Origin of the sequence: Arthrobacter sp. 9E16, assembly GCF_002929435.1 — a bacterium.
Taxonomy (GTDB): domain Bacteria; phylum Actinomycetota; class Actinomycetes; order Actinomycetales; family Micrococcaceae; genus Arthrobacter_B; species Arthrobacter_B sunyaminii.
In genome coordinates, this window is the sequence record NZ_PJIU01000003.1 from 337,986 (window position 1) to 353,128 (window position 15,143).

General features: G+C 63.7%; 14 protein-coding genes. 9 read left to right on the forward strand and 5 right to left on the reverse strand.

Annotation, left to right across the window (positions count from 1 at the left end):
• Nucleotides 1–12: 12 nt before the first annotated feature.
• Nucleotides 13–573 (forward strand): 2'-5' RNA ligase family protein, encoded by a 561-nt coding sequence (locus CXR00_RS13905; RefSeq protein ID WP_104055148.1) that lies wholly within the window; start codon nt 13–15, stop codon nt 571–573.
• On the opposite strand, the gene CXR00_RS13910 is transcribed toward CXR00_RS13905, so the two are convergent.
• From CXR00_RS13910 to sdhC, 5 genes are all read right to left on the reverse strand, one after another.
• Complete coding sequence (locus CXR00_RS13910; protein ID WP_104055149.1) at nt 570–1,361, reverse strand: S9 family peptidase; 792 nt, start codon at nt 1,359–1,361, stop codon at nt 570–572. The two genes, CXR00_RS13905 and CXR00_RS13910, sit on opposite strands and share 4 nt — an antisense overlap.
• A gap of 90 nt (nt 1,362–1,451) precedes the next feature.
• A complete protein-coding gene (locus CXR00_RS13915; protein ID WP_104055150.1) occupies nt 1,452–2,228 on the reverse strand; it encodes a succinate dehydrogenase iron-sulfur subunit in 777 nt (258 codons plus the stop codon).
• Entirely contained in the window at nt 2,228–3,994 is a 1,767-nt protein-coding gene (gene sdhA, locus CXR00_RS13920) for a succinate dehydrogenase flavoprotein subunit (protein ID WP_104055151.1), read from the reverse strand. The genes CXR00_RS13915 and sdhA overlap by 1 nt, the downstream gene beginning before the upstream one ends.
• A gap of 66 nt (nt 3,995–4,060) precedes the next feature.
• Nucleotides 4,061–4,540, reverse strand: a complete 480-nt coding sequence (locus tag CXR00_RS13925) for a succinate dehydrogenase hydrophobic membrane anchor subunit (protein ID WP_104055152.1) — start codon at nt 4,538–4,540, stop codon at nt 4,061–4,063.
• A 3-nt stretch (nt 4,541–4,543) separates the two neighbouring features.
• The gene (gene sdhC, locus CXR00_RS13930) at nt 4,544–4,924 is read right to left on the reverse strand and encodes a succinate dehydrogenase, cytochrome b556 subunit (RefSeq protein WP_104055153.1); all 381 of its coding nucleotides are present in this window, start codon (nt 4,922–4,924) and stop codon (nt 4,544–4,546) included.
• Nucleotides 4,925–5,160: 236 nt separating this feature from the next.
• Between sdhC and CXR00_RS13935 the strand changes: the two genes are divergently transcribed.
• The 8 genes from CXR00_RS13935 (at nt 5,161) to CXR00_RS13970 (ending at nt 15,108) form a co-directional block, all read left to right on the forward strand.
• Nucleotides 5,161–6,300, forward strand: coding sequence for a mannose-1-phosphate guanylyltransferase (locus CXR00_RS13935; protein WP_104055154.1), 1,140 nt, complete (start codon nt 5,161–5,163; stop codon nt 6,298–6,300).
• A 119-nt stretch (nt 6,301–6,419) separates the two neighbouring features.
• The gene (locus CXR00_RS13940) at nt 6,420–7,586 is read left to right on the forward strand and encodes an amidohydrolase (RefSeq protein WP_181032566.1); all 1,167 of its coding nucleotides are present in this window, start codon (nt 6,420–6,422) and stop codon (nt 7,584–7,586) included.
• A gap of 310 nt (nt 7,587–7,896) precedes the next feature.
• Nucleotides 7,897–8,958, forward strand: a complete 1,062-nt coding sequence (locus CXR00_RS13945; protein WP_104055499.1) for a BMP family protein — start codon at nt 7,897–7,899, stop codon at nt 8,956–8,958.
• Between the two features lie 133 nt (nt 8,959–9,091).
• Nucleotides 9,092–10,636 carry an ABC transporter ATP-binding protein gene (locus CXR00_RS13950; protein WP_104055156.1) on the forward strand — a complete coding sequence of 515 codons (1,545 nt, stop codon included), beginning with the start codon at nt 9,092–9,094 and terminating at the stop codon, nt 10,634–10,636.
• A 68-nt stretch (nt 10,637–10,704) separates the two neighbouring features.
• Nucleotides 10,705–12,000, forward strand: a complete 1,296-nt coding sequence (locus tag CXR00_RS13955) for an ABC transporter permease (RefSeq protein ID WP_104055502.1) — start codon at nt 10,705–10,707, stop codon at nt 11,998–12,000.
• Nucleotides 11,997–13,286 carry an ABC transporter permease gene (locus CXR00_RS13960; protein ID WP_104055157.1) on the forward strand — a complete coding sequence of 430 codons (1,290 nt, stop codon included), beginning with the start codon at nt 11,997–11,999 and terminating at the stop codon, nt 13,284–13,286. The genes CXR00_RS13955 and CXR00_RS13960 overlap by 4 nt, the downstream gene beginning before the upstream one ends.
• 113 nt (nt 13,287–13,399) lie before the next feature.
• Nucleotides 13,400–13,813: a cytidine deaminase gene (locus CXR00_RS13965; protein WP_104055158.1), complete on the forward strand. Its 414-nt coding sequence runs from the start codon at nt 13,400–13,402 to the stop codon at nt 13,811–13,813.
• Nucleotides 13,814–13,818: 5 nt separating this feature from the next.
• Nucleotides 13,819–15,108, forward strand: a complete 1,290-nt coding sequence (locus CXR00_RS13970; protein ID WP_104055159.1) for a thymidine phosphorylase — start codon at nt 13,819–13,821, stop codon at nt 15,106–15,108.
• The last annotated feature ends 35 nt before the right edge of the window (nt 15,109–15,143 follow it).

A 15,143-nucleotide genomic window follows, 5' to 3' on the forward strand; every position in this document is an offset into this window, starting at 1 on the left:
ATCCGGAATCCGATGATCCAAGAAGCCGCCGTCTCTGGTGACGGCGGGGTAATGGACGTGCCTGAGTGCACCGGCGTCGGGATTGTCATCGGGGTGCCGGAGCCCATGGCCACGGAACTGCGGCGGGCCAGGGCATCATTCGGGGACCCCATGGCCGCTGTCATTCCGGCCCACATCACGCTGGTCACCACCACGGAAACCGATGACTGGGAGACGATGGCAGCGCACGTGCGCAGGGTGGCCCAAGGTCATGAAGCTTTTGATGTGACCCTGCGGGGGACTGCCACGTTCCGTCCGGTGTCCCCGGTGGTCTACGTCCAGCTGGACGAAGGCTACGAAGAGTGCACAGCCCTGCACAAGGAAATGCAGAGCGGGCCGCTGGCACGGGATCTGCCCTTTCCCTACCATCCCCACGTCACCGTGGCACACGACGTCAGCGACGCCGGCATGGACCGGGCCATGCACTCGCTGCGGAACTACGAGGCGCGGTTCACTGTCCGTACCGTCGGCCTGTACGAGCATGATGTGAGCGGACTGTGGAAGATGCGCGAAGAGGTTGAGCTCCGGGGCTAGCTCCCGGCGGCGGCCTTGTCCGCTCCCGAAGACAGATACACGGCGGACCAAGCGGCGATGATGTCCGCAGCCCTGCTGGTTTGGGCACGGTCCACCATCAAATGATCGCTGCCCTCCAGGGAAATGAAGTTCCGCGGATGGCGCGCCGTGGAGAAAATCTCGCTGGCATTGTCGATGCCCACGGTGTTGTCGGTGGGGGAGTGCATGACGAGCAGGGGACGGTGCAGTTCCCTGATGCACCCGGTGAGGTCATGGGATTCAAGGTCGCTCATCAGCTCTTCCCTGATCTCCATTTTGCGTCCGCCCAGGTCCACCTTCGCTGAACCTTCCTGCAGGATGGTGTCCCTCTCATCCTCGAACAGATGAACCACATGGGACGGCCGGAACGGAGCGGCGATCGTGACCACGGCGTCGATGTCCGGAAGGCTCCCCGCCGCCGCCAGGACGGCTGCTCCGCCGAGGGAATGGCCGATCAGCAGTGACACTTCATGCCCCTGCCCGCGCATGAACTCAGCGGCGCTGCGGACGTCGGCCACCTTGGTGCTGAATGTTCCGTCCTCCCAGGCACCGCTCGATCCGCCCAACCCGGCCGCGTCGTAGCGCAGGACCCCGATGCCGTGTCCGGCCAGGGCCTTGGAGATGCGGGAAGCAGCCGCGCTGTTCTTGCCCAGCGTGAAACCGTGGCAGAACACCGCCCAGGCCCTGACATCGCCGTCGGGCACGTCGATGGTGCCGGCAAGGGTGGTGTTGTTGACGCCGGGAAAAGACACGGACTCGAAGACGGGCATGGAAACAACCTATACATGAAATGGCCGGAGGCGGCGTCCGGCTGCCCTTTCGGACTGCCAGACGCCGCCTCCGGCGGCGAAACGGAACTGCTAGACGGAGCGGCTCAGGATAGCCTGCTTGACCTCGGCAATTGCCTTGGTCACCTGAATGCCGCGGGGGCAAGCTTCGGAGCAGTTGAAGGTGGTGCGGCAGCGCCACACGCCTTCCTTGTCATTGAGGATTTCCAGGCGCATGTCTCCGGCGTCGTCGCGCGAGTCGAAGATGAAGCGGTGGGCGTTCACAATGGCGGCCGGGCCGAAGTACTGGCCGTCGGTCCAGAACACCGGGCAGGAGGACGTGCACGCAGCACACAGGATGCACTTGGTGGTGTCGTCGAACCGTTCGCGGTCCTCTGCGGACTGCAGGCGTTCCTTCGTGGGCTCGTGACCCTTGGTGACCAGGAACGGCATGATCTCGCGGTAGGACTGGAAGAACGGTTCCATGTCCACAATCAGGTCCTTCTCCACGGGGAGGCCCTTGATGGGCTCCACGAGGATGGGCTTGGATGTGTCCAGGTCCTTCAGCAGGGTCTTGCAGGCCAGCCGGTTGCGGCCGTTGATGCGCATGGCATCGGAGCCGCACACGCCGTGGGCGCAGGAGCGGCGGAACGAGACCGAGCCGTCATGCTCCCACTTGACCTTGTGCAGGGCGTCCAGCACGCGGTCCGTGCCGTACATGGTCAGCTTCCACTCATCCCAGTATCCTTCGTCAGATACCTCGGGGTTGTAGCGGCGGACCTTGAGCGTGATCTCGAACGAGGGGATGTCCCCGCCCACAGATTCCGGGAGTTCGATCTTGGAGGCAGGCTCCGCGATTTCCGTTGTCATTAGTACTTCCTCACCATCGGCTCGTAGCGCGTGAAGACGACCGGCTTGGTGTCCAGCCGAATGCCGGCGGTGTGCTCGTCATTGGCGGCTTCATCAACCTTGTACGCCATCGAATGCTTCATGAAATTCTCGTCGTCACGCTCGGGGAAGTCCTCACGGAAGTGTCCGCCGCGTGATTCCTCGCGGTGCAGCGCCGCCACGGTCATGACCTTGGCGAGTTCCAGCAGGAAGCCCAGTTCCACGGCTTCCAGCAGGTCCAGATTGAAGCGCTTGCCCTTGTCCTGGACGCTGATCTTCTTGTACCGCTCTTCGAGCGAGGCAATGTCGGTCAGCACCTGGTTCAGCGTGTCTGCGGTGCGGAACACCTGCATGTTGGCATCCATGGTGTTCTGCAGGTCCCGGCGGATTTCCGCAACCCGCTCGGTTCCCTCGGAGTTGCGGACCATGTCCAGCAGCTCGATCGTGGTGGCTTCCGGGTTTTCCGGCAGGTCCACGAAATCAGCGCTCAGGGCATACTCGGCGGCGTAAATGCCGGCGCGCTTGCCGAAAACGTTGATGTCCAGCAGGGAGTTGGTGCCCAAGCGGTTGGAGCCGTGCACGGAGACACAAGCCACTTCACCGGCTGCGTACAGGCCCGGGATCACGGTGTCGTTGTCCTGGAGGACTTCGGCCTTGATGTTGGTCGGGATGCCGCCCATCGCGTAGTGCGCGGTGGGGAACACCGGCACCGGCTCAGTGTAGGGCTCCACACCGAGGTAAGTGCGGGCAAACTCCGTGATGTCCGGGAGCTTAGCGTCAATGTGCGCCGGCTCCAGGTGCGTCAGGTCCAACAGGACGTAGTCCTTGTTCGGGCCGCAGCCGCGGCCCTCACGGACCTCGTTGGCCATGGAGCGGGCCACGATGTCACGGGGAGCAAGGTCCTTGATGGTGGGGGCGTAGCGCTCCATGAAGCGCTCACCCTCGGAGTTGCGCAGGATGGCGCCTTCGCCGCGTGCTGCTTCGGAAAGCAGGATGCCCAGGCCCGCGAGGCCTGTCGGATGGAACTGGAAGAACTCCATGTCTTCCAGGGGGATGCCGCGGCGGAACGCGATGCCCATGCCGTCACCGGTGAGGGTGTGTGCGTTGGAGGTGGTCTTGAAGACCTTGCCCGCGCCGCCGGAGGCGAACACCACGGACTTGGCCTGGAAGACGTGCAGTTCGCCGCTGGCCAGGTCGTAGGACACGACGCCGGCAACGCGCTTCTGGCCGAAGCTGTCCTCGACCGTCAGCAGGTCCAGGACGTAGTACTCGTTGTAGAACTCCACATTGTGCTTGACGCAGTTTTGGTAGAGCGTCTGGAGGATCATGTGGCCGGTGCGGTCAGCGGCATAGCAGGCACGGCGGACCGGGGCCTTACCGTGGTCGCGGGTGTGACCGCCGAAACGGCGCTGGTCAATACGGCCTTCGGGCGTGCGGTTGAACGGCAGGCCCATCTTTTCCAGGTCGAGCACGGCGTCGATGGCTTCCTTGGCCATGACCTCCGCTGCGTCCTGGTCCACCAGGTAGTCGCCGCCCTTGACGGTGTCAAAGGTGTGCCATTCCCAGTTGTCTTCTTCGACGTTGGCCAGTGCTGCGCACATGCCGCCCTGTGCCGCACCGGTGTGCGAACGCGTGGGGTACAGCTTGGTCAGTACCGCCGTACGTGCGCGCTGGCCGGATTCGATGGCGGCACGCATACCGGCGCCGCCGGCGCCGACAATTACGACGTCGTACTTATGGACCTGCATACCAGATGCTCTTTCTGTTGAAACTTGAAAAACTGTGGGGTGGCCCGCAGGGCGCGGACCCTGCGGCTATGCCTTGCAGAAGTCCGCGATCATGTCTGCGGGGGCACCGGCCGGGCACGGATCAAAGGTGAAGATCACCAGGGTGCCGAGAACGATGATGACCACGGAGGCAATGTAGAGAATGCTCTTCAGCGTCATCCGGGTGGTGTTCTTGTCGGCGTAGTCGTTGATGATGACGCGGACACCGTTGGTGCCGTGCAGCATAGCCAGCCAGAGCATGACCAGGTCCCAGACCTGCCACAGGGGGCTGGCCCACTTGCCTGCCACAAAACCGAAGTCAACGGCATGGATTCCGTCGCCCACCATGAGGTTGACGAACAGGTGGGTGAAGATCAGCACGATCAGGATGGCACCGGAGACGCGCATGAACAGCCACGCGAGCATCTCGAAGTTGCCTTTGCCGCCTGCGGTGCGGGCGTACTTGGGGGAGATGCGGCCGGAGCGCGGAGCCTCGACGGAGACGGCCTCGTTGGTTGATGTACTCATGGCTTAGTGACCCCCGAAAACGATGGGAAGGTGGCGAATGGAGAAACCGATCATGGTAATCACCCAAAGGCCGACGACGCTCCACAGCATCTGGCGCTGGTACTTGGGGCCCTTCTTCCAAAAATCGATCAGGATCACGCGCACGCCGTTGAAGGCGTGGAACACAATGGCGCCGACGAGCCCGAGCTCGCCGAGGCCCATGACGGGGTTCTTGTACGCGCCGATCACGACGTTGTAGGCCTCAGGTGAAACGCGCACCAGTGAGGTATCCAAAACGTGGACCAACAGGAAGAAGAAAATCACCACGCCGGTAATGCGGTGGGCAACCCACGACCACTGGCCTTCACGGCCGCGGTAGAGAGTGCCTGCTGGTAACTTCGACACTGAATTTTCCTCCCTGCAACGCAGCGGCGCTGGCGTGTCTTCCACGCAGTGATGACGCCGGTGCGACAGCAATATAAGCTCAAGCATAATCTAGGTCCCCTGCTGAGCGCTTTCAATTTAGGTGGCCCTATCATGTGACCCTCGTTACACTGCGTGACGCGGCTGTGCAACGCGTGGCTGATCAATCCAGTGTTCCTCCGGGCTGCGGCGGCCGCCGTCGGCTAATCTTGGCTCTGATGAATACAGAATCGATTGACCCTGATACTTCCGCCGCGGACTTCGACCGCTTTTACGGCGTGATTCCCGCCGGCGGCGTAGGTACGCGCCTGTGGCCGCTGTCCCGGGCCGCAGCCCCCAAGTTCCTCCATGACCTGACCGGATCAGGCTCCACGCTGATCCGGGCCACGTATGACCGGCTGCGTCCGCTCAGCGGTGACCGCGTCATGGTGGTGACCGGTACGCTGCACCGCCAGGCCGTGCGCAAGCAGCTGCCTGAAATCTCCAGTGAGAACCTGGTGCTGGAGCTGGAACCCAAGGATTCCGCGGCGGCCATCGGACTCGCTGCAGCGATCCTCTTTAAAAGGGATCCGCACATCATCATGGGTTCCTTTGCAGCGGACCAGGTTATCGCCCCGGTGGACGTCTTCCAGGACGCGGTGCGGGAAGCCATCCACACGGCAGCACAGGGATACATCGTCACCATCGGAATCCACCCCACCCATGCCGCCACCGGTTTCGGGTACATCCGTGCGGGAGATCCGCTGGAGATTGCCGGTGCCCCGAGCGCGCACGCCGTCGTTGAATTCGTGGAAAAGCCCTCGGAAGAGGTGGCCCGCACCTACCTGAAAAACGGGCATTACAGCTGGAACGCCGGAATGTTCGTGGCTCCGGTGGACCTCATGCTCAAGCATCTGGAAGCGAACGAGCCGGAACTTTATGCCGGGCTGACGGAGATCGCCGAGGCCTGGGATACACCGAAGCGGCGTGAAGTGGTGCGCCGTGTGTGGCCCACCCTGCCCAAGACAGCAATTGACTATGCCGTGGCGGAACCGGCAGCGGCGGCCGGGGACGTAGCCATGATCCCGGGCATCTTCAACTGGGACGACGTCGGGGACTTCGCTGCCATCGGACGGCTCAATCCCGCTGCAGAGAACAGTGACCTCAAGGTGATGGGTGAGGGTGCGCGCGTGTACTCGGAAAACGCCTCCGGGATTGTGGTCTCCGACACCAAGCGGGTGATCGCCCTGATCGGCATTGAGGACGTTGTCATCGTCGACACCCTGGATGCACTGCTCGTGACCACGAAGGAGCACGCCCAGGAAGTGAAAAAGGCGGTGGAACACCTGAAGGCCAGCGGGGACACCGACGTCCTGTAACGGGCTTCATTTGGACGCGTAACACAGAACATCGTCACACGGTTCCCGTAACGGGAGCCTCAGTGACTACCCTAGAAAATGTGTCTACCATTCCATTGCACAGTTCATCGGTTCCGTCTATGCGGGGGAGCGTCGCACCGATTCTGGGTGAGCTAATCACGTTCCGCAGGGACCTCCATCAGCACCCGGAACTGTCGACGAAGGAATTTCGCACTACGGACCGCATCGTTGAGGCTCTGGAAGCGGCAGGCCTGCACCCGGTCCGGCTGGAGGGCACGGGCGCCTACGTTGACATCGGGGATGGTCCGCTGATGATTGGCCTGCGCGCCGACATCGATGCGCTGCCGGTGCTCGAGGAAACCGAACTGCCGTATGCCTCCGTGAACACCGGCATCACCCACGCCTGCGGCCACGACATTCATACAACGGTCATGGTGGGCGTGGCATCGATCCTCGCCAAGCTCAATGCTGCCGGCGCCCTCGGCGGACGGGTCCGGATTGTTTTTCAGCCCGCTGAAGAGGTCATGCCCGGCGGTGCGCTGGGCGTCATCAACCAGGGTGTCCTGGAAGGCATGCCGAGGATTCTCGCGCTGCACTGCGATCCGCGGATCGACGTTGGGCAGGTGGGCACCCGGATTGGGGCCATTACCTCGGCATCGGACACCATCCGCATTGAACTGACCGGCCGCGGCGGCCACACCTCCCGGCCGCATCTCACCGAGGACCTCGTCTTTGCGCTGGCGGAGATCGCCGTCAGCGTCCCTGCCGTGCTGTCCCGCCGCATCGACGTGCGCAGCGGCGTGTCGGTTGTTTGGGGCCAAATGCACGCCGGTTCCGCACCCAACGCTATTCCCGCGCACGGCTTTATGGCAGGAACCATGCGCTGCCTGGACGCTGAAGCCTGGTACGCAGCCGGGGAACTGCTGGACGACGTCGTCCGCCAGATAGCTGCGCCCTTCGGTGTGGATGTGACGCTGGAACACACCCGGGGAGTGCCGCCGGTCATTAATACTGACGCGGAGACGAGCCTGATCGAGGTCGCAGCACGCGCGGAACTGGGGGAGGACTCCATCGTCCTGGCGCCGCAGTCCATGGGCGGCGAGGACTTCGCCTGGATGACGCAGGCCGTGCCCGGTGCTCTGATGCGGCTGGGGACCCGCACCCCCGGCGGCGAAACCTATGACCTGCACCGCGGCGACTATGACCCTGATGAGCTGGCAATCAGCACCGGCGTCAGCGTGATGGCAGCGGCAGCGGTCCGGGCCGCGCGGAGATTGCGGCACTAGCCCCAAGGCCTGGCCCCCCTTGTTGCACCTCACCAGCAGACGTATCGCGTCATTTGCTTGCAAATAATAACAACATGTAAACAAATTCATCCCCTGAGCGTTATTTGCATCACGGTGTGTGTTGCAGGACATAGGATGGCCTTGCCGCGATCCACCGATGGACGGAGCGCTGCGCCACGCGATGCCCCGCTTCTCTCCGGAGCGGGCAGGAACAGAGTGACTCTGCCGTGTGGACCCCATTTTCTTTCCTGGAGGAACATTGAAGAACTTCCCGCGCAGCTTCAAGCGCAACGCCGGCGTTTCCGCCGCCATGCTGGGCGTTTCGGCGCTCCTGCTCTCCGGCTGCGGCGCCGCCCCCGAAGAAGAGGACAGCTCCTCCGAGGCCGCGGGCAGCGCGAACAGCGACTTCACCGCCTGCATCGTTTCCGATGAGGGCGGCTTCGATGACCGCTCGTTCAACCAGTCCAGCTATGAGGGTCTGAAGGCTGCAGAGAAGGATCTGGGCGTCACGGTCCGCGAAGCCCAGTCCCAGTCCGAGACTGACTTCCTTCCGAACCTGGACTCCATGATCAGCGAAGGCTGCAACCTCACGGTGACGGTCGGCTACCTGCTGGCAGACGCCACCAAGTCCGTGGCAGAGGCCAACCCGGACCGCAACTTCGCCATCGTCGATGACAACAGCATCGATCTGGACAACGTCAAGCCGATTATCTACGACACGGCCGAGGCAGCCTTCCTGGCCGGCTACGTAGCGGCAGGCACCTCCGAAACCGGCAAGGTGGCCACCTACGGCGGCATCAACATCCCCACCGTGACCATCTTCATGGACGGTTTTGCGGACGGCGTGGAGTACTACAACGAACAGAATGACGCCGATGTTGCGCTGCTCGGATGGAACAAGGCCGACCAGACCGGATCCTTCGTGGGTAACTTCACGGACACCGTGGCCGGCAAGACCACCACTCAGAGCTTCCTCAACGAAGGCGCCGACATCATCATGCCGGTTGCCGGCCCGGTTGGCGACGGCACACTGGACGCCGTTGTCGAAGCCAACGCAAATGGCGGCAGCAACAAGGTTATCTGGGTCGACTCCGACGGTTTCCTGACCAATGACAAGGGCACCGAGTACATCCTGACCTCGGTCATGAAGCTCATGGGCGAAGCCGTTGAAGAGGTCATCTCCACCGACGTCGAGGGCAGCTTCGACGCCGCTCCGTACATCGGCACCCTGGAAAACGGCGGCGTGGCCCTGGCCCCGTACCATGACCAGGAAGATGCCGTCCCGGCAGACGTCAAGTCAGCTGTGGACGACATCAAGGCCAAGATCATCTCCGGTGAGATCACCGTGGAATCTGCCGCCAGCCCCCAGTAAGCAGGGGTAAGCGGCACCTGAACCGCCGTTCGTCCGGCTGCGTTGCAGCGGGGGGACGGCGGTTCATTCTGTTCCGGGTACTCTCCATAGAGAGAAGCCCACACACTCAGACACAAACAGATTGGTTGGGGTTGTGAAACTCGAACTCAAGGGCATCACCAAGCGCTTCGGCACCCTGGTTGCCAACGACCACATAGACCTGGTCATCGAACCGGGTCAGGTCCACAGCCTCCTCGGGGAGAACGGCGCGGGCAAATCCACGCTCATGAATGTCCTCTACGGCCTTTACGAACCCACCGAAGGCCAGATCCTGATCAACGGCAAACCCGTTGTCTTCTCCGGTCCCGGGGACGCCATGGCGGCCGGAATCGGCATGGTCCATCAGCACTTCATGCTGGTGCCGGTCTTCACCGTCGCGGAAAACGTGGCGCTGGGACATGAAAGCACCAAGTTTGCCGGCACGCTGAATCTTGAAGCCACCCGCACACGTATCCGGCAGATTTCTGACCAGTACGGGTTCGACGTCGATCCCGATGCCGTGGTGGAGGACCTGCCGGTGGGCGTGCAGCAGCGCGTGGAGATCATCAAGGCGCTGATTCGTGACGCCGAAGTCCTGATCCTCGACGAGCCCACTGCAGTGCTCACTCCGCGTGAAACCGATGAACTGCTGGCCATCATGCGGCAGCTGTGCGACGACGGAAAATCGGTGGTCTTCATCTCGCACAAGCTGCGTGAGGTCAAGGCGGTTTCCGACGTCATTACCGTGATCCGGCGCGGCAAGGTGGTGGGTGATGCGCCGCCCAGCGCTTCGACCACCGAGCTGGCCTCGATGATGGTGGGCCGCTCCGTCAGCCTGAACCTCAATAAGGCCCCTGCGGATCCCGGCGCCAATACCTTCTCCATCCGTGATCTGGTGGTGCGCTCCGACACCGGGCAGGCCGTCGTCGACCACGTGAGCTTTGACATTGCCAAGGGCGAGATCCTCGCCGTCGCCGGTGTCCAGGGCAACGGGCAGACTGAACTGACCGAGGCCATTATGGGCCTGCAGAACCACGTCACCGGCTCCATTCTGCTGGACGGCAATGAACTGGTGGGACGCAGGGTTGAGCAGGTTATCGACGCCGGCGTGGGCTTTGTGCCCGAAGACCGCAGCGTTGACGGCCTCGTTGGCACCTTCACCGTCGCTGAGAACCTGATCCTCAACCGCTACAACAAGGCCCCGTTTGCACGCGGGCTGTCCATGCGGCCGGCGGTTGTGGCAGCCAACGCCGGCGAAAAGATCGAGGAGTTCGATATCCGGACCCAGTCCGCCGAGGCTGCGGCGGGAACACTTTCGGGCGGCAACCAGCAGAAGGTGGTCATGGCGCGTGAGCTCTCGCGTCCGCTGTCGCTGTTCATTGCCTCCCAGCCGACCCGCGGCGTCGACGTCGGGTCCATCGAGTTCCTGCACAAGCGGATCGTGGCGGAGCGCGACGGCGGGACCCCGGTTCTGATCGTGTCCACCGAGCTTGACGAGGTTCTGGAACTGGCCGACCGCATCGCCGTGCTGTACGGCGGCAAAGTCATGGGAATTGTCCCGGGCAACACTTCACGCGATGTCCTGGGCCTCATGATGGCCGGGATGCGCGCTGACGAAGCACTTTCGCACGAACGCGAGACTAAGGGAGGGGCGCAGTGAGCCCGGAGGAGAAAAACAGGCAGCCGGGCGAACCAGCCCACCGGAAAGAGGAAGCAGAGGCAGAAGAAATGCGGCTGCTGACCGCTGCCGAAACCGCGGGCGGGGCGCTGCCGCCGCCGCCCGTTCCGGTCCCCGAAACAGAGTTGCATCCGGAAGAGAAGCAGGCATCGGTCCTGCACCGCATCGTCACGGGCGACGCACTGGTTTCAGTGCTGGCAGTGGTGATGGCGCTGATCGTCGGCGGGCTGCTCATCGCGCTCACTGACGAGGACGTTGCCGAATCAGCGGGGTACTTCTTCTCACGGCCCGGGGACCTGCTGGGTGCTGCCTGGTCGGCTGCCTCCGGCGCCTATGCCGCCCTGTTCCAGGGATCAATCTTCAACTTTAAAGCCGATTCCTTCTCCCGGATGATCTATCCGCTGACCCAGACGCTGACGGTTGCAACACCGCTGATCTGTGCCGGACTCGGCGTGGCCCTGGCCTTCCGGGCCGGTCTGTTCAACATCGGTGCGCAGGGCCAGATCATCATTGGCGCCACTCTGGCAGCATGGGTTGGCTTCAGCTGGCACCTGCCGGTTGGCCTGCACCTGATAGTGGTCATCCTCGCCGGAGCCATCGGCGGGGCAGTCTGGGGCGGCATTGCCGGCCTGCTCAAGGCACGCACCGGCGCGCACGAGGTCATCGTGACCATCATGCTCAACTACATCGCGATCCAGCTGGTGCTCTTCCTGCTGACCACTCCGGGTTTCCAGCGCCCGGGATCCACCAACCCGATCAGCCCGCAGCTTGACGACACCGCCATGTTCCCGCCGCTGCTGGGCAGCGGCTTCCGCCTGCACTGGGGTTTCATCATGGCTATCGCAGCCACCGTCTTCATCTGGTGGCTGTTGAACCGCTCAACCGTTGGCTTTGAACTGCGCGCAGTGGGCGCCAACCCTGCGGCTGCGCGGAACGCCGGCATCAGCACCACCAAGGGCTACGTCATCGTCATGCTCATTGCCGGTGCACTGGCCGGTCTCGCTGGCGTCGCGCAGGTCTCCGGCACCGAAAAGGTGCTGACCTCCGGGGTGGCCGCAAGCTTCGGCTTCGATGCCATCACCGTGGCGCTGCTCGGCCGCTCCTCCCCGTGGGGAACGTTCGCCGCAGGCCTGCTGTTCGGCGCCTTCCGCGCCGGCGGTGTCACCATGCAGACCAGCACCGGCACCAACATCGACATTGTGCTGGTGGTCCAGTCGCTGATCGTCCTGTTCATTGCTGCACCGCCGCTGGTCCGTTCCATCTTCCGGATTCCGCCGCCCGGTGCCTTCAAGACGGCCGGCAAACGCAGCACCAAGAAAGCCAACGCAGCCGGAGGAGCAGCATGAGCACCGCAACCGCACCCGCCTCCACCGGCCGTCCGGCCGCATCCGAGGCGATCCGCAGCTGGAAGACACCCATTATTCTGGGCGTCCTGGCAATCCTCGGCTTCATCCTCTTCGGGCTGGAAGCGCCGTCTTCCGACGTCACTTTCCGGCTTACCGAGGACAACGCAGCCATCCAGCTGCCCAACATCGTGGTCTCGGCGCCCGTCCTGGGCTGGATCGCCTCGGTGGTTCTGCTGGCCTCGGCGGCTTACGCAGCCATTTTGGTCAGCCGGTACCAGCGCATTCCCGCCTGGCTCATTGCCGTGTTTGCGGTGTTCTTCATCGCAGCCTTCCTGACCTGGTCCATTGGCAGCGCCCGCAGCCCCAGCGTGGCCCTTTACGGGTTGCTGGCGGGGTCCTTCACCCTGGCCTTCCCGCTGATCTTCGGTTCACTCTCCGGGGTGCTCTGCGAACGCTCCGGCGTGGTGAACATTGCCATTGAGGGACAGTTGCTCTTCGGAGCTTTTGCTGCCGCCGTGGCAGGTTCGCTGTCCGGCAATGCCTTTGTGGGACTCTTCGCCGCGGCCGTTGCCGGTGTGCTGGTGTCCCTGGTGCTGGCCGTCTTCAGCATCAAGTACATCGTGAACCAGGTGATTGTCGGCGTCGTCCTGAACGTGCTGGTCTCCGGCCTCACGGGCTTCCTGTTCTCCACGGTCCTGGCTACGGACGCGGCCAAGTGGAATTCCCCGCCGCGCCTACCCTCCATCCGGATCCCGCTGCTGGCGGATATCCCCATCATCGGCCCGATCCTGTTCAACCAGTCCGTGATCGGGTACCTGATGTACATTGCCGTGGCGGCCATCTACTTTGGCCTGTTCCACACCAAATGGGGCCTGCGCACGCGCGCCGTCGGCGAGCACCCCAAGGCAGCTGACACCCTCGGCGTGAACGTCAACCGCACCCGGTTCATGAACGTTCTGCTCGCCGGTGCCGTCGCCGGCGTGGGAGGCGCGTTCTTCACCCTGGTGGCTGTCTCCTCCTTCAACCGGGACATGACCTCCGGCCAGGGGTACATTGCCCTGGCGGCGCTCATCCTCGGGCGGTGGAACCCGATCGGGGCGCTGTTCGCAGCGCTGCTCTTCGGCTTTGCCTCCAACCTGCAGTCGGTGCTGAGCCTGCTCGGCACCCCGGTTCCGAACCAGTTCCTGGCCATGCTGCCTTATGTGGTGACCATCTTCGCCGTCGCCGGCGTGGTGGGGAAGTCGCGCGGCCCCGCCGCGGGCGGCATACCGTACATCAAGGGCTAGCGGCGCGAAGGCGCCCTTTCCGGCTATTGCTGCCGGGAGGGGCGCCTTCGGTTAATCCGCACAACCACAGGCCGCCGGCCTGAACCGGCAAAACTGCTTGAAGCGAGGAAACAATGACTGAGAACACCGAAACTCCCGCACCCGTTGACTGGGCCGCCCTCACGGAAACGGCCCGTGCGGCGCTGGCACACGCCTACGTCCCGTATTCGAAGTACCCGGTAGGCGCAGCGGCCCTGACGGATGACGGCCGGATCATCTCCGGCTGCAACGTGGAAAACGCCTCCTACGGGCTGACCCTCTGCGCCGAATGCGCGCTGGTCAGCTCCCTGCACATGACCGGGGGAGGTCGCCTGGCGGCCTTTGTCTGCGTGGACGGGGCCGGGGAAATCCTGATGCCCTGCGGCCGGTGCCGGCAGCTGCTGTACGAATTCCGGGCACCGGGCATGCAGCTGCTGACCGTCAGCGGCATCAAGACCATGGACCAGGTCCTGCCTGACGCCTTCGGCCCCCAACATCTGGAAGGATAACCACCATGAGTGCTGAGAAGTTTGACGCCGTGGACATTATTGGAATCAAGCGGGACCGGGGCGTTTTGTCACCGGAACAAATTGACTGGACCATCGATGCCTACACCCGCGGGGCCATCGCCGATGAACAGATGGCCGCACTGAACATGGCCATCCTGCTCAACGGCATGACCCGCTCCGAGATCTCCCGGTGGACCGCAGCCATGATTGCCTCCGGGGAGCGGATGGACTTCTCCTCCCTGGGCAAGCCGACCACCGACAAGCATTCCACCGGCGGCGTGGGGGACAAGATCACCCTGCCGCTGGCACCCCTGGTCGCCGTGTTCGGCGTCGCCGTTCCGCAGCTCTCCGGCCGCGGCCTGGGGCACACCGGCGGAACCCTGGACAAGCTCGAAGCCATTCCCGGCTGGCGTGCCGATCTGTCCAATGAGGACTTGATGAAGCAGCTGGCCGACGTCGGCGCCGTCATCTGCGCCGCCGGCGCAGGCCTGGCTCCGGCGGATAAGAAGCTCTACGCCCTGCGCGACGTCACCGGAACAGTGGAAGCCATCCCGCTGATCGCCTCCTCGATCATGAGCAAGAAGATCGCCGAGGGCACCGGCTCACTTATCCTGGACGTGAAGGTGGGCTCCGGAGCGTTCATGAAGGACGAAGCGAACGCCCGCGAGCTGGCCGAAACCATGGTGGCGCTGGGCAAGGACGCCGGCGTCAACACAGTGGCACTGCTGACCAACATGGCCACGCCGCTGGGCCTCACCGCCGGAAACGCCATTGAGGTGCAGGAATCCGTCGACGTCCTGGCCGGCGGCGGCCCCGAGGACGTGGTGGAACTGACCGTGCGGCTGGCCGAAGAAATGCTGGCCGCCGCCGGCCTGCCCGACGCCGACCCGGCAGCAGCCCTGAAGGACGGCCGAGCCATGGATGTGTGGAAGCGCATGATCTCCGCGCAGGGCGGCGACCCAGACGCCGCGCTGCCGCAGGCACGCGAATCGGAGATCATCTACGCACCTGCTGACGGTGTGCTGCTGGAACTGGATGCCCTGTCCGTTGGTGTCGCTGCATGGCGGCTCGGAGCAGGACGGGCGCGGAAGGAAGACGCAGTCCAGGCTGGTGCCGGTGTCCGCATGCACGCCAAGCCCGGCGCCCAAATCCGGGCAGGCCAGCCGCTCATGACGCTGCTGACGGATACGCCGGAGAAATTTGAGCGTGCCAAAGAAGCCCTGGCCGACGCCGTTGTCATTGGTCCCGAAGGATCCCGCCCCGCGCAGAAGCTGATCATCGACCGCATCAGCTGACTCCGGCTATCCGCCCGCCATCCCCGCACTGTCCG